The sequence below is a fragment of the Thioclava sp. F1Mire-8 genome, assembly GCF_002213165.1.
Lineage (GTDB): Bacteria > Pseudomonadota > Alphaproteobacteria > Rhodobacterales > Rhodobacteraceae > Thioclava > Thioclava nitratireducens.
In genome coordinates this window covers 369,033-388,076 of the sequence record NZ_NBNY01000001.1, presented here as the reverse complement: position 1 = coordinate 388,076, position 19,044 = coordinate 369,033, and the positions used below count along the sequence as shown (strand labels likewise).

Annotated in this window: 20 protein-coding genes; 11 read left to right on the top strand and 9 right to left on the bottom strand. The window is 64.4% G+C overall.

The genetic code is table 11. The annotated features are described in order from the left end of the window. Window positions 1-70: 70 nt before the first annotated feature. Genes B6V75_RS01850 through dusB form a run of 3 tightly spaced genes read right to left on the bottom strand, consistent with a single transcriptional unit; the run spans window position 71 to window position 3,489 of the window. A complete protein-coding gene (locus B6V75_RS01850; protein WP_075774911.1) occupies window positions 71-1,441 on the bottom strand; it encodes a response regulator in 1,371 nt (456 codons plus the stop codon). A 3-nt stretch (window positions 1,442-1,444) separates the two neighbouring features. Then, entirely contained in the window at window positions 1,445-2,512 is a 1,068-nt protein-coding gene (locus B6V75_RS01845) for an ATP-binding protein (RefSeq protein ID WP_075774912.1), read from the bottom strand. Next, a complete protein-coding gene (gene dusB / locus B6V75_RS01840; protein ID WP_255415018.1) occupies window positions 2,509-3,489 on the bottom strand; it encodes a tRNA dihydrouridine synthase DusB in 981 nt (326 codons plus the stop codon). The genes B6V75_RS01845 and dusB overlap by 4 nt, the downstream gene beginning before the upstream one ends. A 217-nt stretch (window positions 3,490-3,706) precedes the next feature. On the opposite strand from dusB, the gene B6V75_RS01835 reads away from it, so the two are divergent. The 4 genes from B6V75_RS01835 (at window position 3,707) to B6V75_RS01820 (ending at window position 7,177) form a co-directional block, all read left to right on the top strand. Further along, a complete protein-coding gene (locus B6V75_RS01835) occupies window positions 3,707-4,834 on the top strand; it encodes a bifunctional 2-C-methyl-D-erythritol 4-phosphate cytidylyltransferase/2-C-methyl-D-erythritol 2,4-cyclodiphosphate synthase (protein ID WP_088718545.1) in 1,128 nt (375 codons plus the stop codon). Between the two features lie 4 nt (window positions 4,835-4,838). Beyond that, the gene (locus B6V75_RS01830) at window positions 4,839-5,348 is read left to right on the top strand and encodes a phosphatidylglycerophosphatase A (RefSeq protein ID WP_075774914.1); all 510 of its coding nucleotides are present in this window, start codon (window positions 4,839-4,841) and stop codon (window positions 5,346-5,348) included. Continuing rightward, window positions 5,345-5,818 carry a CinA family protein gene (locus B6V75_RS01825; protein WP_088718544.1) on the top strand — a complete coding sequence of 158 codons (474 nt, stop codon included), beginning with the start codon at window positions 5,345-5,347 and terminating at the stop codon, window positions 5,816-5,818. Before B6V75_RS01830 ends, B6V75_RS01825 begins: the two co-directional genes overlap by 4 nt. A 180-nt stretch (window positions 5,819-5,998) precedes the next feature. Continuing rightward, window positions 5,999-7,177, top strand: a complete 1,179-nt coding sequence (locus B6V75_RS01820; protein WP_088719362.1) for an ammonium transporter — start codon at window positions 5,999-6,001, stop codon at window positions 7,175-7,177. Window positions 7,178-7,258: 81 nt separating this feature from the next. Here B6V75_RS01820 and B6V75_RS01815 read toward each other — a convergent pair whose 3' ends face one another. Further along, complete coding sequence (locus tag B6V75_RS01815) at window positions 7,259-7,717, bottom strand: type II toxin-antitoxin system RatA family toxin (RefSeq protein ID WP_088718543.1); 459 nt, start codon at window positions 7,715-7,717, stop codon at window positions 7,259-7,261. A gap of 84 nt (window positions 7,718-7,801) precedes the next feature. Here B6V75_RS01815 and hpt point away from each other — a divergent pair, with 84 nt between their 5' ends. After that, complete coding sequence (hpt, locus tag B6V75_RS01810; protein ID WP_088718542.1) at window positions 7,802-8,350, top strand: hypoxanthine phosphoribosyltransferase; 549 nt, start codon at window positions 7,802-7,804, stop codon at window positions 8,348-8,350. Continuing rightward, entirely contained in the window at window positions 8,347-8,529 is a 183-nt protein-coding gene (locus tag B6V75_RS01805; protein WP_078550189.1) for a hypothetical protein, read from the top strand. The genes hpt and B6V75_RS01805 overlap by 4 nt, the downstream gene beginning before the upstream one ends. A gap of 146 nt (window positions 8,530-8,675) precedes the next feature. Here B6V75_RS01805 and B6V75_RS01800 read toward each other — a convergent pair whose 3' ends face one another. The 5 genes from B6V75_RS01800 to B6V75_RS01780 all read right to left on the bottom strand — a co-directional run bounded on the left by B6V75_RS01800 (window position 8,676) and on the right by B6V75_RS01780 (window position 13,433). Then, complete coding sequence (locus B6V75_RS01800; protein WP_088719361.1) at window positions 8,676-9,596, bottom strand: branched-chain amino acid ABC transporter permease; 921 nt, start codon at window positions 9,594-9,596, stop codon at window positions 8,676-8,678. Between the two features lie 94 nt (window positions 9,597-9,690). Continuing rightward, window positions 9,691-10,587: a branched-chain amino acid ABC transporter permease gene (locus B6V75_RS01795; protein WP_088719360.1), complete on the bottom strand. Its 897-nt coding sequence runs from the start codon at window positions 10,585-10,587 to the stop codon at window positions 9,691-9,693. Window positions 10,588-10,650: 63 nt separating this feature from the next. Further along, window positions 10,651-11,358, bottom strand: a complete 708-nt coding sequence (locus tag B6V75_RS01790; RefSeq protein WP_199224642.1) for an ABC transporter ATP-binding protein — start codon at window positions 11,356-11,358, stop codon at window positions 10,651-10,653. Window positions 11,359-11,369: 11 nt separating this feature from the next. Further along, the gene (locus tag B6V75_RS01785; RefSeq protein ID WP_075774921.1) at window positions 11,370-12,143 is read right to left on the bottom strand and encodes an ABC transporter ATP-binding protein; all 774 of its coding nucleotides are present in this window, start codon (window positions 12,141-12,143) and stop codon (window positions 11,370-11,372) included. Window positions 12,144-12,215: 72 nt separating this feature from the next. Beyond that, the gene (locus B6V75_RS01780; RefSeq protein WP_075774922.1) at window positions 12,216-13,433 is read right to left on the bottom strand and encodes an ABC transporter substrate-binding protein; all 1,218 of its coding nucleotides are present in this window, start codon (window positions 13,431-13,433) and stop codon (window positions 12,216-12,218) included. A gap of 373 nt (window positions 13,434-13,806) precedes the next feature. On the opposite strand from B6V75_RS01780, the gene B6V75_RS01775 reads away from it, so the two are divergent. The 5 genes from B6V75_RS01775 (at window position 13,807) to B6V75_RS01755 (ending at window position 19,019) form a co-directional block, all read left to right on the top strand. Beyond that, complete coding sequence (locus tag B6V75_RS01775) at window positions 13,807-14,721, top strand: LysR family transcriptional regulator (RefSeq protein WP_075774923.1); 915 nt, start codon at window positions 13,807-13,809, stop codon at window positions 14,719-14,721. Window positions 14,722-14,955: 234 nt separating this feature from the next. Beyond that, on the top strand, window positions 14,956-15,267 hold the full coding sequence (locus B6V75_RS01770) for a virulence factor (RefSeq protein WP_075774924.1): 312 nt from the start codon (window positions 14,956-14,958) through the stop codon (window positions 15,265-15,267). 14 nt (window positions 15,268-15,281) lie between these two features. Beyond that, entirely contained in the window at window positions 15,282-16,175 is an 894-nt protein-coding gene (locus tag B6V75_RS01765; protein ID WP_088718541.1) for a 5,10-methylenetetrahydrofolate reductase, read from the top strand. After that, complete coding sequence (locus B6V75_RS01760) at window positions 16,172-17,158, top strand: methyltetrahydrofolate cobalamin methyltransferase (RefSeq protein WP_075774926.1); 987 nt, start codon at window positions 16,172-16,174, stop codon at window positions 17,156-17,158. Before B6V75_RS01765 ends, B6V75_RS01760 begins: the two co-directional genes overlap by 4 nt. A gap of 370 nt (window positions 17,159-17,528) precedes the next feature. Continuing rightward, window positions 17,529-19,019, top strand: a complete 1,491-nt coding sequence (locus B6V75_RS01755; protein WP_088718540.1) for a DUF2927 domain-containing protein — start codon at window positions 17,529-17,531, stop codon at window positions 19,017-19,019. Window positions 19,020-19,044: the final 25 nt, after the last annotated feature.

Genomic DNA, 19,044 nt, shown 5'->3' with positions numbered 1-19,044 from the left:
ATGCCCCCTCATTCCGGGCTGAAGCTCGCGAATCCGTTAGACGGAAAAGCCACAGGCCCCTGTTGCGGGTTTACATCAGTTTGCGGCGCCGTGTCACCTGAATATCCAGATCAGTGATCTTTTTCCGCAATGTATTGCGGTTGATGCCGAGCAAATCGGCACATCTGGCTTGATTGCCGCCGGTTGCATCCAAGGCGATTTCGATCAGCGGCGCCTCCATTTCCTTCAAAATCCGGTCGTAGAGGCCCGGCGGTGGCAGCGTGCCGCCGTGAAGGTCGAAATAGCGCCGCAGGTGGCGTGCGATGGAGGAGGACAACTTCTCGCCCTCGCCGCCCTGACGTAGCGGCTCGATCGCGGGCTGGTTGCCCAGCACGAATTCCGCCTCCGCCCGGGTGATTTCCTCTTCGGGCGAGGTCACGGCAAGCCGGCGGATCGTGTTCTCGAGCTGGCGCACGTTGCCGGGCCAGGAATAGGCGCGCACGAGTTGCAGCGCCTCGGGCGTGAAGCGGCGCAGCCCCAGTCCGTCGCGCTCGGCGCGGGCAAGGAAATGCTCGGCCAGAAGCGGGATATCCTCAACCCGCTCGCGCAGGCTCGGCACGTTCAGCGTCACGCCGCCCAGCCGGTAGAACAGGTCCTGACGGAACTTGCCCGCCTCCATCAGCCCCGCGAGGTCGATCTGCGTCGTCGCCATGATACGCGGTGCGGGATCGGGCAGCGCGTCGAGCATACGCACGATCCGCGCCTGCGTCTCGTCGTCGTAATCGCCGACCTCGTCGAAAACGAGCGAGCCACCTTTGGCCTTCGCCACCAGTGCCGCGGGGCCGTCCGCGCCCTGCAGATCGCCTGCCTGCGCCACCACGAAGGGAAGCGTGCGGCGGTCGGAAAAGTCGTGAATAGCCTTCGCGATGAGGGACTTGCCGGTGCCGCTCTCACCCGCGATCAGCACCGCGAGATCGGCATTCATCACCCGCGCAACGAGCCGGTAAAGCTCCTGCATCGCAGGCGTGCGCCCGACCAGCGGAAGATCGCCCGCATCGGCGCGTCCGTCGATCTCGCGCGGCGCGGTCGGACTGCGGCGCTTCTGCTCCAGCGCCTTTTGCGCACGCTTCATCAGGTCGGGCAGATCGAACGGTTTGGGCAGATAGTCGTAGGCCTCGGCCTCGGCCGCCTGAATCGCGGTCATTATTGTGTTCTGCGCCGAGATCACGATGACCGGCAGGCCGGGACGCTCCTCGGATATCTTCGGCAACGCCTCCAGCCCGTTCCCGTCGGGCATCATGACGTCGGAAATCACCAGATCACCCTTGCCCTCTTCGACCCACCGCATCAGCGTCACGAGCGAGGCCGTGGCGTGAACCTTGCAGCCCGCACGGGTAAGCGCCTGGGTCAGAACGGTGCGGATTGTGCGATCGTCATCCGCGACAAGTACGGTGCCGTCCATGGATCAGGCCTCCTTCGGCGCAACGGGAAGTGAAATGCGAAACCGGGTCTTGCCCGGGACCGAGTCGAGCGTGACCCAGCCGTCGTGATCGTTGATGATCTTCGAGACAAGGGCGAGACCGAGCCCGGTCCCGTTCTCGCGACCCGAGACGAAGGGCTCGAAGATCTCGTTGGAGATTTCCGGCGGAATACCGGGGCCGTCGTCGATGATCTCGATCTGCAGCGGCAAGGGCTGCCCCGATCCATCGGCGCGACGCAGACGCAGGCTGTGTTCGTAGAAGGTACGGATCTTGATATTCCCAGCTCCTTCAGAGGCTTCTGCGGCGTTTTTCAACAGGTTCAGGAAGACTTGAGTCAACTGATCCGCATCGCCCAGCGTCGGCGGCAGCGAGGGATCGTAATCTTCCGTAATCGCCATATGCGCGCCGAAACCCACACCTGCGGATTTGCGTGCGCGGTCGAGTACGTCATGGATATTGACCGGCTTCTTCTCGGGCGCACGGACATTGCCGAACTGTTCGACCTGCTCGAGTAGCTTCACGATCCGGCGCGTCTCGTCGACGATCAGATCCGTTAATTCAAGGTCTTCTCCGGACAAGTTCATGCTCAGAAGCTGGGCCGCCCCGGCGATCCCGGCGAGCGGGTTCTTGATCTCATGGGCCAACATCTCCGCCATACCGATGGCCGAGCGCGCCGCCGATTTCACGAGACTCGCGCGGCCCAGCCGGTCAGCCAGCTCGCGCGGCTCGATCAGCAGCAACACCCGGTCGGGGTCTTCGCCCACCGGCGCAGCCTGAAGGTTGCATTGCACCGGGGCTTTCTCGCCCGTCGTCAGCTCGACATCGTTAACGAAGAGAGAGGCGCGGTTCTTCCGAACCCGGTAGAAGATCTCCTCCAAAGGCGCCGAAATCGCGAGCCTTTCGCCGATCGCCTTACCCCGCAGCGCCTTGGCGGAGAGGTTAAGGAACAGCTCGGCGGCCGGGTTCACCTCGTCGACAAGATCATCGCCGTCGATCAGCAAAGCCGGGGTCGGCAGCGAAGTCCAGATTATGCCGGGGGCCGGAAGGTTCATGCGGCGCACCTTTCGCCGAAAGCGCGCTCGATTAGCGCCAAGGTCGCCTCCGGCGTTTCGCTGACCATCATCTCGGCGCGCAGCGGCGCGTTCGCCGCCTCGCAATACCAGCCCAGATGCTTGCGAGCGAGACGCAGCCCGAGATCACGGCCGTAGAAGCTCAAGATCGCCTCGTAATGTTCTGAAATATAATCGCAAAGTGCGTTTCCGTACGGAACCTGCGGCTTCGGCGATCCGAAGATTTCATGACCGATTTCAGCCAAGCGCCATGGTGCGCCCTGCGCCCCACGCCCGACCATCACACCCGCCGCGCCCGATTGTGCAAGCGCTGCGCGTGCGGAACTCGCATCGACCACGTCGCCATTGGCGATCACCGGGATCGAGACCGCCTCGACCGTCTCGGCAATCGCCTCCCAGTCGGCGTTGCCTTTGTAGAACTGCATCCGGGTGCGCCCATGCACGACGATCATCTTCACGCCCGCAGCCTCCGCCCGGCGCGCGATCTCGGCCGCGTTATGCGTATCGTCACACCAGCCCAGCCGCATCTTCAGCGTCACCGGCAGATCGACCGCGCCCACCGTCGCCTCGATCAGACGCAGCGCGTGATCTGGATCGCGCATCAGCGCCGAGCCCGAGGCCCCGCCCGTCACCTTCTTGGCCGGGCAGCCCATATTGATGTCGATGATCCGCGCCCCCATGCCGGCGACCATTTTCGCGGCTTCGGCCATCGGCTCGGGCTCACGGCCCGCCAATTGCACCGAGGTCGGCAGCTCCAGCCCCATCTCGACCCGCGCCTTCGCGCGCACCGAGGGCTTCGCCGTCAGCATCTCACCCGAGGCCACCATCTCGGACACGACGAGACCCGCGCCGAAGCGCGCCACCATCCGCCGGAACGGAAGGTCGGTGATCCCCGCCATCGGCGCGAGGAAGACCGGAGGGGTCAATGTGATATCGTCGAGAACCAAATTCTGCGGCACGGAGACTGTCCTGTTACGCGTCTTCCTTCGAATTAGGCGTTTGACCAAAGAATCACAATTGCGTCCAGCCTTTTTTAGGTGGGAAAATCAGCATCCGCCTATTTTTTAATCACCGGTCCGTGGCCAGTTGTCACATCCCGCAGCGTCTCGCGTCCAGCGGCACCGATTGCGCAAAGTCGCGTCTTCGCCTAAGCCCTTGGGCGATCAGGGAGGCGCCATGAGCAACGCCATCATCATCGTCGCCGCCGGGCGCGGCACCCGCGCCGGCGGAGAAACCCCGAAGCAATGGCAGAGCCTCGCGGGGCAGCCGGTGCTGGCCCATACCGTCGCCGCTTTCGAAGGCATCGGGCGGATCGTGGTCGTTCTGCATCCCGAGGACATGACGCGCGGCGTCGCGCTGTTTCAGGGCAAGGTCGCGCTGTGTGCGGGCGGTGCCAGCCGCGATGCCTCGGTGCGCAATGCGCTGGAGATGCTCGAGGGCTCGGGCGTCGAGAAGGTGCTGATCCATGACGGGGCACGCCCGCTGGTGAGCCGCGCAGTGATCGACGGCGTGCTAGAGGCGCTGGACAGCACACAGGCGGCAGCTCCCGCCCTGCCCGTGTCGGATGCACTCTGGACCGGCGAGAACGGTCAGGTCACGGGCACGCAGGACCGCAACGGGCTCTACCGCGCGCAGACCCCGCAGGGCTTCGATTTCGACGCGATCCTCAGCGCGCACCGCGCCCATCCCGGCGGGTCCGCCGATGACGTGGAAGTGGCCCGGGCGGCGGGTCTATCGGTTGCGATCACGCGCGGCTCGGAGGACAATCTGAAGATCACCTACCCGGAGGATTTCGCCCGGGCCGAGAGACTGTTGGGAGACAAGATGGATATCCGTTTGGGTCATGGTTACGACGTGCACGCGTTCGAGCCGGGCGATCACGTGACGCTCTGCGGGGTCGCGGTGCCGCATGACAAGAAGCTCAAGGGCCATTCCGATGCCGATGTGGGCATGCACGCGCTGACCGATGCGATCTATGGCGCGCTGGCCGAGGGCGATATCGGGCGGCATTTCCCGCCATCGGACCCGCAGTGGAAGGGCGCGGCGTCCGAGATTTTCCTCGACCACGCGGTGAAACTGGCCGAAGCACGAGGCTTCCGTCTGGGCAATGCCGATGTCACGCTGATCTGCGAGCGTCCCAAGATCGGCCCGCATGCCACTGAAATGGCCCAGGTTCTGGCGCGCATCATCGGGATCGAGCCGGGCCGGATCTCGGTCAAGGCCACCACCTCCGAACGTCTGGGCTTCACCGGGCGCGAGGAAGGCATCGCCGCCATCGCCACTGCCACGCTGATCAAGGAGTAACGCCATGCTGCGCGCCATCAACACGGTCGGATTTGTCGGCTTGCTGAAACCCGCGCCGGGCACCTGGGGCTCGCTGGTGGCGGTGCTGGTCGGTTGGGCGATCGAGCATTGGCTGGGCTTTATCCCGCTGGTGATCGCCACGGTCGCGGTCACCGCACTCGGCTTCTGGTCGGTGCGCGCGCAACTGGGCGACAGCAGCGACGACCCCTCCGAGATCGTCATCGACGAGGTGGCGGGCCAATGGGTGGCGCTCCTGTTCCCGGCCTTTGGCTTCTGGCAGCGCGGCCTCTCTACCGGCGTCGATCTGCATATGGTCTGGCCCGGCCCGGTCGCGGCCTTCCTGCTGTTCCGGCTGTTCGACATCTGGAAGCCGTGGCTCGTGGGCCGCGCCGATCGCCGCCATGACGCGACGGGCGTGATGCTGGACGATATCTGGGCGGGGGTCTTTGCCGGGATCGTGTCGATCATCCTCGCAGGGCTCTATCACATCGTCTTTCTGGGCATGATGGGATGAGCCGCGCCTCCGACGTTCTCGACGCCTGCAAGGCGCGCGGTCTTATGGTCGCCACCGCCGAGAGCTGCACCGGCGGCATGGTCGCCGCAGCCCTTACCGATATTCCGGGATCGTCGGCGGTGGTGGAGCGCGGCTTCGTCACCTACACCAATGACGCCAAACGCGAGATGCTGGGCGTCAGCGCGGAAAGCCTCGACGCCCATGGCGCGGTCTCCGAGGAGGTCGCGCGCGAGATGGCCGAGGGCGCGCTGCGCCACTCCCACGCCCAGCTCGCGGTCGCGATCACCGGGATCGCAGGCCCCGGCGGGTCGGAGTTCAAACCCGAGGGCCGCGTCTGCTTCGGCCTCGCCCGAAACGGCGCCGAAACGCAGGTCGAGACAGTCGAATTCGGCGCGCTCGGCCGCGACACCGTTCGCGAAGCGGCCCGCGATCATGCGCTGAGCCTGCTGCTTCAAGCCGCCGAAAGCTGACTCACTTCCGCCCATCAATCGCGCATATCGGGAAAAATCTGCCCAATTTGCGCGCAGTTTCCAAAGTGACGCGCATTTGAGCGGCCTGCGCGGAAATTGTCCCTTTATTGCGCGCGGCGCTTATGGCCCCTGCCCCTCCAGAGGGATTTCCGAGGAGGATGTGAGCAAATGGAAGCGGGGATGAACGCGGCCGATACCGCGTGGATCATGGTGGCGACGGCGCTGGTCTTGCTGATGACGCTGCCGGGGCTGGCGCTGTTCTACGGCGGGCTGGTGCGGGCGCGCAACGTGCTGTCGATCTTCATGCAGTGTTTCTCGATCGCCGCGCTGATGAGCGTGCTGTGGCTGCTGTTCGGCTATTCGATCGCCTTCGGGGACGCCAATGGCTACTGGGGCGGTCTGGGCAAATTTGCGCTGCTGGGCGTGACGCCCGAAAGCCTCTCCGGCTCGATCCCCGAGATCGTCTTCTTCGCTTTCCAGATGACCTTCGCGATCATCACGCCCGCCCTGATCGTCGGCGCCTTCGTGGAGCGCATCAACTATGCCTTCGTGATGGCCTTCACCGGGCTCTGGATGCTGCTGATCTACGCCCCGGTCACGCATTGGATCTGGGGGGGCGGCATGATGTCGGATGGCGGCATCTGGGGCGCGGTCGGCACCCGGGATTTCGCGGGCGGCATCGTGGTGCATGAAACCGCGGGTCTTGCAGCCCTCGTGCTGGCGCTGATGATCGGGCCGCGCGCCAAGCGCACCACCCCGCCGCACAATCCCGGCATGGTCGCGATGGGCGCAGGGCTCCTGTGGGTCGGCTGGTTCGGCTTCAACGGCGGCTCGGAGCTGGCGGCCGATGGCGTCGCCGGCATGGCGATCACCGTCACTCATATCTCCGCTGCCGCCGCCTCGCTGAGCTGGGCGCTGTGGGAGCGCATCAAGTTCGGCCGCGCCTCGATGGTGGGCCTCGTGACCGGCACGATCGCGGGCCTCGCCTCGATCACCCCGGCCTCGGGCTTCGTGGGTCCGATCGAGGCGCTGGTGATCGGCTTCGCCGCCGGGATCATCTGTCAGGAATTCGTCGTGCTGATCCGCGAGAGGCTTCATGTCGATGACAGTCTCGACGTCTTCGCGGTCCATGGCGTGGGCGGCATCTTCGGCACGATCATGATCGCGGTCTTCGGCCATGGCAGCTTTGTTGCCCAGCTTGGCGCGCTGGCGGTGGTGGGCGTCTTCACCGTCGCAGGCAGCTGGGCGCTGGCGATGCTGGTGCGGCTCGTCTTCCCGCTGCGCGTGAGCGAGGAGCACGAGACCAACGGGCTGGACCTTTCCACCCATGGCGAACGCGCCTACGACATGAATTCCTGATCGCAGGGCTTTGAACGGAAACGCAAAAAGGCCGCCCCGAGAGGCGGCCTTTTTCGTGGCGCGGAACGAACGGCGCGGCGCTCAGCCCTTCGGCCCGTACAACTCCTCTGCGCGCTTCTCGAAGGCACGCACGATCCGCTGCATCGCCTCGTTGAAGACGACCCCGATCACGCCCTGCAGGATCGCGTTCTTGAACTCGAAATCGACGTGGAAATCCACCTCGCAGGAGCCGTCCTCGCGATCGGTCATCCGCCAGTGGCTGTGCATGTATTTGAACGGCCCGTCGATATATTCGGTCTCGATATGATGCTCCTCGGGATGAAGCACCACGCGCGAGCCGAACTTCTCGCGGAACACTTTGAACGAGATCACCAGATCGGCCAGCATCAGGATCGAGCCGTCCGGACGCTCTTCGCGCGAGCGCACGCGGGCGGCGGAATTCCACGGCAGGAATTTCGGATAGCTCTCCACATCGGCCACAAGATCGTAGATCTGCTGCGCGCTATAGGGCATGACCCTGTTCTCGTGATGCTTAGGCATGTCTCTCCCGTTTTCTTGCGCCTCTTGATGCGCTAAAGCTAAGCCCGAGTTCAAGCCCTACAACCCGTTTCGAGGCCCGACATCATGACGCAGCGCCCCTATGTGATCGACCAGATGATTTCGGCCAAGCAGATCGCGGCCCGAGTCGAGGAATTGGCGGCCGAGATCACCCGGACCTTCAAGGGCACCGACAAGCTCGTGGTGGTGGGGCTGCTGCGCGGCTCCTTCGTGTTCATCGCCGATCTGGTGCGCGAGATCGACCTGCCCGTCGAAGTCGACTTCCTCGAGGCCTCGAGCTACGGCGACGCGATGACCAGTTCGCGCGAAGTCCGCATCCTGAAAGATCTGCGCGCGGGCATCGAAGGCCGCGACGTGCTGGTGGTCGAGGATATCGTCGACACTGGCTTCACCCTGCACCACGTGATGGGAATGCTGCGGGCGCGCGAACCGGGACGGATCGAATCCTGCGCGCTGCTCGACAAGCCGTCGCGGCGCGAGGTCGATGTGCGCGCCACCTGGACCGGGTTCGAGATCCCCGATGAATTCGTCGTGGGCTACGGGATCGACTTCGCGCAGCGCAACCGCAACCTGCCCTATATCGGCAAGGTGCGCTTCACCGGGGATGCTTCGTGAATTACACGTGGCTGCTGCGCATGGCGCGGTGGGCACGGCGCCCTCCGTCGATGACGCAGGTGAAGATCGTGGCGGTCGTGGCGCTCGCCGTGATCGCGATCGTTGTCATTGAAAAGCTTGGATATTGGCCGGACTGGGCGACGGTGAACCCGCGCGCCTTGCGCGCTCCCAGACCCTGAGGCCGCGGTCCCTCTTCGGGCTTGTGAAATATCCCGGGGGGTGAGGCGGGAAAGGCGGCCTTCCAGTGGAAGAACGCCCCGCCGAACGCCCGACGCGCAAGCGACGGGCCGTGACGAGCGGGGGCAGCGCCCCCGCCACGCCAGTTTTACAGCGACGAAATGCGCAGCAGGCGCGCGATCTCGCCGACGATGCCGCGGCGGAACAGCAGCACGCAGGCGATGAAGGTCGCGCCGATCACCACCTGCACCCACGAGCCGATGCCCGACAGGAAGTGCTGCAGCGTGACCACGATGAACGCGCCCACGACCGGGCCGAAGATCGTGCCCATGCCGCCCAGAAGCGTCATCAGGATCACCTCGCCCGACATCTGCCAATGCGCGTCGGTCAGCGAGGCAAACTGGAACACCAGCGCCTTGGTCGAGCCCGCAAGCCCTGCCAGACCCGCAGACAGCACGAAGGCCAGCAGCTTGAACCGGTCGACGTTGTAGCCCAGCGAAAGCGCGCGCGGCTCGTTCTCGCGGATCGCCTGCAGCACCTGCCCGAAGGGCGAATGCACGATGCGGTAGATCGCGAGGAAGCCGACCAAGAAGATCACGGCCACGAAATAGTACATCGTGATCGGATCGCTGAGATTGAAAATCCCCAGCAGGTTGCCGCGCGGGATGCCTTGCAGACCGTCCTCGCCGCCGGTGAAGGGCATTTGCAGCGCGAAGAAATACACGATCTGCGCGAGCGCGAGCGTGATCATCGCGAAGTAGATGCCCTGCCGGCGAATGGCGAGCGAGCCCACGACCCAGCCCATCGCAGCCGCTGCGAGCGTGCCAGCGATGATGCCCAGGATCGGCGGGAAGCCCCAGACCTTCAGCACATGGCCCGCGACATAGGCCGCACCGCCGAAGAAGGCGGCATGGCCGAAGCTCAAGAGGCCGGTGAAGCCGATCAGCAGGTTGAAGGCGGCCGCGAACAGCGCGAAGCACAGCAGCTGCATCACGAAGACCGGGTAGAGGAAGAAGGGTGCGATCGCGAGGAAGCCCAGCAACACCACCCAGAACACAGCCTGCACCATGCGGCCGCGCTTGTGGGTCTGGGGGCTGACGTCTTCCTGTTCGAATTCGCCGATTTCGCTCGTCGTGCTTGTCGTATTGCTCATGTCTTCACCCTCACCCTTGACGTCCGAAGAGGCCCGACGGGCGCACCAGAAGCACGATCACCATCAGCAGGAAGATCACCGTGTTCGCGGCGGGCGCGTAGAAGACCTTGGTCACGCCCTCGATCAGCCCCAGAGAGAAGCCGGTGATCACCGCCCCCGCAATCGAGCCCATGCCGCCGATCACGACGACCGCGAAGATCACGATGATCAGGTTCGCGCCCATCAGCGGGCTGACCGAGTAGATCGGCGCGGCCAGCACGCCTGCGAGCCCCGCGAGGCCGGTGCCGAAGCCGAAAGTCAGCATCACCATCAGCGGCACGTTGATCCCGAAGGCTTTCACCAGCTCGGGGTTCTCGGTGCCCGCGCGCAGCCGTGCGCCGATCCGGGTCCGTTCGATCACGTACCAGGTCACGAAGCAGACCACGATCGAGAAGATGATCACGAAGAGGCGGTATTTCGGGAACATCATGAAGCCGAGATTGGTCACGCCCTTCATGCTCTCGGGCATCCCCGGATAGGGCGTGCCGGAGGCGTTGAAGTAATTGATGAACAGGCCCTGCAGCACCAGCGTGATCCCGAAGGTCAGCAGCAGCGAGTAGATCGGGTCGAGCTTGTAGAGCCTGCGCAGCAGGAAGCGTTCGATCAGCATCCCGAAGCAGGCCACCAGGAGCGGCGCGAGGATCAGCGCTGGCCAGAAGCCGATATGCAGGTCCGCCATGCCGATCCACTGACCGACATAGGAATACAGGATCAGCGCGAGGAACGCGCCCAGCATGTAGAGCGCGCCATGCGCGAAATTGACCACGTTCAAGAGGCCGAAGATCACCGCGAGCCCGAGGCTCAGCATCGCGTAGAACACGCCGTTGTTTAGGCCCAGCATCCCCTGGGCAAGAATAAGTCGGATCATCGGATCCATCGGGGTTGTCCTCCCTGTCGGGTCTCGGGCGCCTGTGCCCGGCCCGGTTTCTCGTTACACGCTCAGGTAATGGTTCAGCCGGTCCATCGAGGCTTCGACCTGATCGGCTTCGATCACGTCGATCACCTCGCCATGTTCGATGACATAATGGCGGTCGGCGAGCGGGGCTGCGAAGCGGAAGTTCTGCTCCACCAGAACGATCGTGTAGCCGCGCGATTTCAGATCGCGGATCACGCGACCCAGCGTTTTCACGATCACGGGCGCAAGCCCTTCGGTGATCTCATCGAGCAGCAGCAGCCGCGAACCGGTGCGCAGGATACGCGCGATGGCCAGCATCTGCTGTTCGCCGCCCGAAAGCCGCGTGCCCATCCGCTTGCGGACATTGGCGAGGTTCGGGAACATCTCGAAGAGTTCCTCCACCGACATGCCGCCCTCGCCCACGCTCGGCGGCAGCATCAGGTTTTCCTCGACATTGAGCGAGGCGAAGATGCCGCGCTCTTCGGGGCAATAGCCGATCCGTGCATCGGGCGAGATCTTGTGCGTGGGCTTCGTCAGAAACTCCTCGCCATTGATCTTGATCGAGCCTTCGCGGCGATCGACCATACCCATGATCGAACGCAGCGTGGTCGAACGGCCCGCGCCGTTGCGGCCGAGAAGGGTGATCAGCTGCCCCTCGCCCAGTTCGAGATTGATCCCGTGCAGGACGTGGCTCTCGCCATACCACGCGTGCAGATTCTCGATCTTGAGCATCGGTTTGGTCATGGTTGCGGTGCTCATGCGACCTCCTCCTGCTCGTCGGCGGAGACGCCCATGTAGGCCTCCATGACTTGCGGGTTCTTCGACACTTCGGAATAGGGCCCTTCGGCCAGCACTTCGCCGCGCGCCAGCACGGTGATCGTGTCGGCCAGTTCCGCCACGACGCCGAGGTTATGCTCCACCATCACGATGGTACGCCCCTCGCGGACACGACCGATCAGCTCGGTCACGGCGCCCACGTCCTCGGTGCCCATGCCCTGGGTCGGCTCGTCGAGCAGCATCAGCTCGGGCTCCAGCCCCAGCGTCGTCGCGATCTCGAGCGCGCGTTTGCGGCCGTAGGGCAGCTCCACCGCTTTGAGATGGGCGAAGTCCTTCAGCCCCACCTGATCGAGTGCAGCGACGGCTTTCGCGTCGAGGTCGTGCAGCACCGATTTGGAGCGCCAAAACTGATAGCTCACGCCCAGCGAGCGTTGCAGCGCGAGGCGCACGTTTTCCAGCGCCGTCAGGTGCGGAAAGACCGCGGAAATCTGGAACGACCGAACGATGCCCATATTGGCGATCTCGGCGGGTTTGCGATTGGTGATATCGCGGTCGTTGAAGAGGATCTTGCCCGACGTGGGCGTGATGAATTTCGTCAGCAGGTTGAACATCGTGGTCTTGCCCGCGCCGTTCGGGCCGATGATCGCGTGAATGGCGCCGCGCTTGATGCGCAGGTTCACGTCATTGACGGCCACGAAGCCGCCGAAACTCTTGGTCAGGTTCTTGGCCTCGAGAATGATATCGTCGCTCATGGTCTCGCTTTCGGACTGATACGCAGGCGCAGGGCGGTCGCGATGCCGCCCTGCGCCAAGGATTTGTTCAGATCACTTGTTGACCAGCTTGCAGCCGCCCGCTTCGAGCGAAGCATAGGCCTCTTTGCCCGGAATGGTGCGCGCCACGTCGGCCACGTCCCACGGATCTTCGCCCCCTTCCTTGACCTTCAGCAGATACATGTCGTGCTCCAGCAGGCCGTCGGGACGGATGGTGCCGCCCTTGGCGAAGAAGTCGTCGATCTTCATCTTGCCGAGCTGCTCACGCACCTTGTCGGAATCGTCGGTGCCAGCCGCCTTGATCGCCTCGAGATAGGCCATGGTCAGCGAGTAGTCCGCAGCGTGCACGAAGGTCGGCGCTTCGCCGCCCGAGAACTTCTCGTACTCTTCCTTCCACTTGCGGCTCTCGTCGTCCATGTTCCAGTACCAACCGGTGGTGAACTGGAGGCCCTTGGCGACGTCGGTGCCGAGCGATTTCACGTCCGAGATCAGCACCAGCATACCAGCGAGCTGCTGGCCACCGGCGACGATGCCGAATTCATGCGCCTGCTTGATCGAGTTCACGGTGTCCTGACCGGCATTGGCCAGACCGATCACTTTCGCGCCCGAGCTTTGCGCCTGCAGCAGGTACGAGGAGAAGTCGGTCGATGCCAGCGGCACGTCCGAGCTGCCCACGACCGAACCGCCGAGGTTCTTCACGACTTCCGAGGTGTTGTCCTGCAGCGCATGGCCGAAGGCGTAGTCAGCGGTGATGAAGTACCAGCTGTCGCCGCCGTTCTTCACGACCGCCGTCGCGGTGCCGACCGGCAGCGCATGGGTGTCGTAGCCGTAGTGGATGCCATATTTCGAGCAGTTCTCGCCGGTCAGCGCCGCGGTGGCAGCGCCGGTTGCGAAGGTGATGGTCTTCTTCTCGGAAGCGAGTTGCTGCACGGCAAGCGCCACGGCCGAGTTGGTCAGGTCGGCGATCATGTCGACATGCTCTTGGTCGATCCACTCGCGTGCGGTGGCCGAACCGACATCCGCCTTGTTCTGGTGGTCAGCCGAGATCACTTCGATCGGCTTGCCGAGAACTTCGCCGCCGAAGTCGCGTACGGCCATTTTCACCGCGTCGACCGCGCCCTTACCCGAGAAACCGGTCGAGTAGACGCCGGACATATCGCCGAGCACACCGATCTTCACCGAGCCGTTCGAAATCGCATCCTGCGCCATCGCGCCGCCTGCGGCAATGCTAAGCGCCGCGGCACTTACACCTGCGTAAATAGCTGATTTCATCAACATTCCTCCCATTGGTTGATAGATTTGGCTCTCTTGCGCATCGCGCCATGAGAACACGCCGACGGGACGCTTCTCTGGTCCCTGCCGGATTACGATCCTGTTTTTCTCCTCACACGGCCGTCCCTGCTCCTCGACGCGACCGCTGGCGAATTCAGCTTGGAAACGAGGGGACATTCAAGTGCTTGCGCCACCGCAGTTCCCTTCAAGCCGATAAATTCATTGTCAGCGCTCCCATCATAGGCAGAAACCGGCCATGTGCAAAAGGCTAGGTGGGAAAATACGCGCGGCCATGCCACGTATCGCCAAACGCATGTGCAAGAATACCCATATAGCCCGTTTTTACGACACACGACTGCAAAAAGGACCGGCAATGAGCTTCGATTGGGACGATCTGCGATTCTTTCTCTCGGTGGCCCGGGCCGGGCGCCTGACCGTCGCGGCCCGCGCGATGGGCACCGATCATGCCACGGTATCACGCCGGGTCAAATCTCTGGAGACCCAGCTTGGCGCGCAATTGTTCGAGCGCAGCCCACGCGGCTATGCGCTGTCGGAACATGGCGAGCGGCTTCTGGCGAAGGCCGAGCAGATCGAGAATGTCGCGGCACGCGTGCAGGACGAATTGTCGGGCACGCTCTATGCGCTGTCCGGCACGGTGCGGATCGGCGCGCCCGATGCGTTCGGGGCGTTCTTTCTCGCGCCGCGGCTGGCGGATTTCATCAAGGCCAATCCCGAGCTGGAGGCGCAGCTGGTCGCCACGCCGCGCCTGTTCTCGCTCTCGAAGCGCGAGGCGGATATCGCGATCACCCTGTCGCGCCCCGAAAAGGGGCGGCTCGTGTCGCGCAAGCTCACCGAATACACGCTGCATTTCTACGCCTCCCCCGACTACCTCGCCCGCAATTCGGCGATCAACCGCAAGGAGGACCTGCTGAAGCACCCGCTGGTCGGCTATATCCCGGAACTGATCTACACGCCGGAGCTGGATTACCTGTCGGTCATGCTGGGCGATCACACGCCGCGCCTGTCCTCGACCAATCTCTTCGCGCACAAGCAGGTGGCCGAGGCCGGACGCGGGATCGCGGTGCTGCCCGATTTCCTCGCCCGCCACTCGACGAAGCTGGTGCCGATCCTGCCCGACGAGATCGAGATTCGCCGCACCTTCTGGCTGGTCACTCATGAAGACCTGCACGAGATCGCCCGCGTCCGCGCCGCGATGCGCTTCATCGCCGAAGAGGTTTCCAAGAGCCGCGCCGAGTTCCTGCCCCGGATCACCGCCCTGTCGGATTGAACGGCGCGACGCGGCGGGCCGATTGGGTCAGCGATGGAGCGCGGTCGATTGAGCCGCGCTCATGATCTTGGCGCGGATTATTCCGATGCGCAGCGCTGGTCCAGGCCCCTGCCCGCCTGCTATCACCTGCCCCACAGTCACCGGCACGTCGCTCACCCGCGACGGAATGTCGAAAATCCACCGCGCCCGGCGTCGCTTTCGGGCAATTCTGGCCCCACGAGGAGAGAGATTCGCATGGCACAGATCACCTTGGTCTATTGGCGCGACATCCCGGCCCAGATCATCGCGGGCAAGGGACGCCGTGGCGTCAAGAAACCACTGCCCGAACGGTTCGAGCAGGCGATCGACCGCGCGGCCATGAAGATCGGCGCCCGCGACAGCGACGCCTATCTGGCCGAGTGGCGCAAGGTGCCCGAGGGCGAGGAGCCCGGCGACGATGCCGAGGCGGCCGAGGCCGTGCTGGCGCGTATCCTCTCTGACTACGACGACGCGCGGTTGCGCGCGTTGATTGCCAATGACGGCTGGAACCCCCAGCCCGACGCGTAAGGGAGAATAGGCGCATGGCTCTTGTGAATTTCCGCCGCGAGGCTGCGAAACCGGTCCGCCCGCCGGTGAACGCCAATATGGTGGCCCTGCTGGACGGCGCCTCGGTCGAGGTCATGCCGCGCACCGCCGCGAAGGTGGCAAGCTTCGCGCCTTTGTTCGCGAAGGGCTCCCGCGTCTATATCGCCCATATCGACGGCACGCCCTTCGAGGAAATGCTCGCCACGGCCAAACGGCTGCGCGAAGAGGGTTTCGAACCGATGCCGCACTTCCCGGCGCGCATCATCCGCGACGAAGCGCAGCTCAATGACTGGGTCTCACGCTACCGTGGCGAAGCAGGTGTCGAGCAGGCGCTGCTGCTGGGCGGCGGCGTGGCCGAGCCGAAGGGCGACTTCCACTGCGCCATGCAGATGATCGAAACCGGCGCCTTCGACGGCTTCGCCCGTCTTCATGTCGCCGGCCACCCCGAGGGCAACCGCGACATCGATCCCAATGGCGGCGAGGCAGAGGTGATGGCCGCGCTGAAGCTCAAGCAGGATTTCGCGAACCGCACCGATGCGGATATGGCGATCGCCACGCAATTCGCCTTCGAGGCCGGTCCGATCCGCGACTGGGCCAAGCGTCTGGAGGCCAACGGCATCGAAATGCCGGTCCATCTGGGCATCGCGGGCCCCGCGAAACTGCAGACGCTGCTGAAGTTCGCCATCGCCTGCGGCGTCGGCCCATCGCTGAAAGTGCTGCAAAAGCGCGCCCGCGACGTGACGAAGCTGCTGCTGCCCTTCGAGCCGACCGAATTGCTGACCGATCTGGCCGCCGATCGCCCGTCGAATATCGAAGCCGTGCATTTCTTCCCGCTGGGCGGTATCACCGCCACAGCCAATTGGATCGCCGAACAGAGAGGCCATGAATGACCCGCACCGTCCTTGAGTCCAAAACCAAAACCGTCGTGATCGGCTTTGACGAGCCCTTCTGCGTCATCGGTGAGCGGATCAACCCCACCGGCCGCAAGAAGCTGGCCGCCGAGCTCGAGCAAGGCGATTTCTCGACCGTCGAGAAAGACGCGCTCGAGCAGGTCGCCTGCGGCGCCACGGTTCTGGACATCAATTCGGGCGCGGTGTTCTCGAACAAGATGGCCGAAGACCCGCGCTATGCGGATAACAACTTCGTCGAACCCTCGCTGATGCGCGATCTGATCAACTGCGTGCAGGGCGTGATCGACGTGCCGCTGTGCATCGACAGCTCGGTTCCGGCCGCGCTCGAGGCGGGTCTGGAAGCCGCCGAAGGCCGTCCGCTGCTGAACTCGGTGACGGGCGAGGAAGAGCGTCTGGAACTGGTTCTGCCGCTGGTGAAGAAATACAACGTGCCGGTCGTCGCGATCTCGAACGACGACACCGGGATTTCCGAAGATCCCGACGTGCGTTTCGCCGTGGCCAAGAAGATCGTCGAGCGCGCCGCCGATTTCGGCATCCCCGCGCATGACATCGTCGTCGATCCGCTGGTGATGCCGGTGGGCGCGATGGCCTCCGCGGGCCGTCAGGTCTTCACGCTTGTCAACCGCCTGCGCGACGAGCTGGGCGTGAACACCACCTGCGGCGCGTCGAACATCTCCTTTGGCCTTCCGAACCGCCACGGGATCAACGGGGCCTACCTGCCTATGGCGATCGGCGCCGGCATGACCTCGGCGATCATGAACCCGGTGCGCAATCAGGAGATGGAAGCGATCCGCGCCGCCAACCTGCTGATGAACCACGACCCGAACGGGATGGAGTGGATCCGCCTGTCGAAGACGCTCGACGCGATGAAAGAGGGCGGCATCAGCTTCGCCGAAGCCTCTGCAGCCGCGGCCACCTCCTCCGCCGGTGGGCGTCGTGGCGGGCGCCGTCGCCGCGCCTGATCCGCCCCACCAAGACAGTCGAACGCCCGGGCTAGCTCCGGGCGTTTCGCATTTTGCGCATCGCGTTTCTTCCACTCCGGATTTGAGGCCTTTCCAGCGGCTATTGTTGCGCAAACCGGCACAAATCGTCCGCAACCTCACGACAATGGCGGTCATCACGGCGCGATTCGCGGAGTCGTGATCAATCAGAGCTCCCGCGCACAGAAGCCGTCTCATTCAGCATATTGCAGCCTCAGCCGCGCTGCGGACCGGCGGGATATCGCCGCTTCGCGCCCCGAGGCTCGAAAATTCCGATTGTAAGGCAAAGATTTACTGGCAGGGCTTAAACCCGTATGTGTACCTTGCGGCATCGAACTGGGAACACGCTGCCATGCGCTTAGCATTCAAACTGCTCAGCGCGGCCTCTCTGGCGCCTGCGCACCTTGAGACGGCATCGCGCACCGGCTTGTTGAAAGCCTCGTCCCCCGGACGCGCTGCGGCGCGGGCGGGCACGCTCGCTGCGCTGATCGTCGCGGGCGGTCTCGCCGCCTGCTCGACCAACAGCCCCGAGGTGACGACGACCCGTGGCACGGCCCAACTTCTCGACCTCTCCGCGCCCGATCTGGCGCCAGGGCTCGAGACCGCTCCCTCGTCTGAGCGGCTGCCCGATAACAGCCATCTGGGCGCCGACTTCATGGAGCTCAGCTTTTTCCTCGAATCCGGGCGCGCGCTGCCGCGCTTCACCCGGTTCGAAGGTCCCGTCTCGATCACGCTCGCCGGCAACGCCCCGCCCGTCGCGCAGACCGAACTGGGTCATCTGGTCCACCGGCTGCAGACCGAGGCGGGGCTGAACGTGTCGACCGAACCGGGCAATGCCAACACGATCTCTGTGCAATTCGTTCCCCAACGGCAGATGCGGCGCGAGGTTCCGAATGTCGCCTGTTTCGTGGTGCCCAATGTCGAAAGCTGGACGGATTACCGCAACTCGCATGGCGACGAGGCCAGCGATTGGGCCAAGCTGACGCAGCGCCATTCCGCCACCGTGTTCATCCCCGCCGCCTCGACCCCGCAGGAGATCCGCGATTGCCTGCATGAGGAGGTCAGCCAGGCGCTCGGGCCGGTGAACGATCTCTACCGCCTGCCCGATACGGTCTGGAACGACGACAATTTCCACACCGTGCTGACCAAGTTCGACATGACGATCCTGCGGGCCTATTACGACCCGGCGCTGCATACCGGCATGAGCCCCGACGAAGTGCGCGCGGCCCTGCCCGCGATCCTGTCGAAGATCCACCCGTCGGGCGGCCAGATGCGCACCCTGCCCGCCGATCCGACACCGCGCACCTATGTGAAGGCGATCACCACCGCGCTCGGTCAAGGCGCGAGCGACAAGCGCCGTCGTGCCGCCGCCGAACGCGCCACGAAGATCGCCACCAGCCGGGGCTGGCATGACAGCCGCGCGGCGTTTGCGTGGTTCGCGGTCGGGCGGCTGACGATGAAGACCGATCCCGAGAAAGCCGTCGCGGCCTACAAGAAGGCAGGCCGGATCTATCGCGCAACGCCGGGCGCGGAAATTCAGGCCGCCCATATCGACATGCAGCTTGCGGCCTACGCGCTTGGCACGGGCCGCGCGCAGGAGGCGGTGACGCTGGTGAACCGCGCGCTGGCCTCCGATGTCTCGACCGAGAACGCCTCGCTGATGGCCACGCTCTACATGATCCGCGCCGAAGCCTATGGCCAGCTTGGTGACGCTACGCAGGAACATCAGGCTCGTCTCGACATGCAGCAATGGGCGCGCTATGGATTTGGCTCGGACGCGGCGGTTACACGCCGCGCGAAAGAGGTGGCGGCCCTCGCCAATGCGGGCGCTCGCGTGAACTGACCGCAAAAGGCGGTCCGGGCGCGCC

Excerpts from the sequence above, each read along its gene's own strand:
- B6V75_RS01825 (WP_088718544.1), top strand. The coding sequence starts at position 5,345 with ATGAGCCGCGCCTCCGACGTTCTCGACGCCTGCAAGGCGCGCGGTCTT.
- B6V75_RS01845 (WP_075774912.1), bottom strand. The coding sequence starts at position 2,512 with ATGAACCTTCCGGCCCCCGGCATAATCTGGACTTCGCTGCCGACCCCG.
- B6V75_RS01850 (WP_075774911.1), bottom strand. The coding sequence starts at position 1,441 with ATGGACGGCACCGTACTTGTCGCGGATGACGATCGCACAATCCGCACC.
- B6V75_RS01780 (WP_075774922.1), bottom strand. The coding sequence starts at position 13,433 with ATGAAATCAGCTATTTACGCAGGTGTAAGTGCCGCGGCGCTTAGCATT.
- B6V75_RS01790 (WP_199224642.1), bottom strand. The coding sequence starts at position 11,358 with ATGACCAAACCGATGCTCAAGATCGAGAATCTGCACGCGTGGTATGGC.
- B6V75_RS01835 (WP_088718545.1), top strand. The coding sequence starts at position 3,707 with ATGAGCAACGCCATCATCATCGTCGCCGCCGGGCGCGGCACCCGCGCC.
- B6V75_RS01820 (WP_088719362.1), top strand. The coding sequence starts at position 5,999 with ATGAACGCGGCCGATACCGCGTGGATCATGGTGGCGACGGCGCTGGTC.
- B6V75_RS01800 (WP_088719361.1), bottom strand. The coding sequence starts at position 9,596 with ATGGTGCAGGCTGTGTTCTGGGTGGTGTTGCTGGGCTTCCTCGCGATC.
- B6V75_RS01755 (WP_088718540.1), top strand. The coding sequence starts at position 17,529 with ATGCGCTTAGCATTCAAACTGCTCAGCGCGGCCTCTCTGGCGCCTGCG.
- B6V75_RS01830 (WP_075774914.1), top strand. The coding sequence starts at position 4,839 with ATGCTGCGCGCCATCAACACGGTCGGATTTGTCGGCTTGCTGAAACCC.
- hpt (WP_088718542.1), top strand. The coding sequence starts at position 7,802 with ATGACGCAGCGCCCCTATGTGATCGACCAGATGATTTCGGCCAAGCAG.
- B6V75_RS01760 (WP_075774926.1), top strand. The coding sequence starts at position 16,172 with ATGACCCGCACCGTCCTTGAGTCCAAAACCAAAACCGTCGTGATCGGC.
- B6V75_RS01765 (WP_088718541.1), top strand. The coding sequence starts at position 15,282 with ATGGCTCTTGTGAATTTCCGCCGCGAGGCTGCGAAACCGGTCCGCCCG.
- B6V75_RS01795 (WP_088719360.1), bottom strand. The coding sequence starts at position 10,587 with ATGATCCGACTTATTCTTGCCCAGGGGATGCTGGGCCTAAACAACGGC.
- B6V75_RS01775 (WP_075774923.1), top strand. The coding sequence starts at position 13,807 with ATGAGCTTCGATTGGGACGATCTGCGATTCTTTCTCTCGGTGGCCCGG.
- B6V75_RS01815 (WP_088718543.1), bottom strand. The coding sequence starts at position 7,717 with ATGCCTAAGCATCACGAGAACAGGGTCATGCCCTATAGCGCGCAGCAG.
- B6V75_RS01785 (WP_075774921.1), bottom strand. The coding sequence starts at position 12,143 with ATGAGCGACGATATCATTCTCGAGGCCAAGAACCTGACCAAGAGTTTC.
- B6V75_RS01770 (WP_075774924.1), top strand. The coding sequence starts at position 14,956 with ATGGCACAGATCACCTTGGTCTATTGGCGCGACATCCCGGCCCAGATC.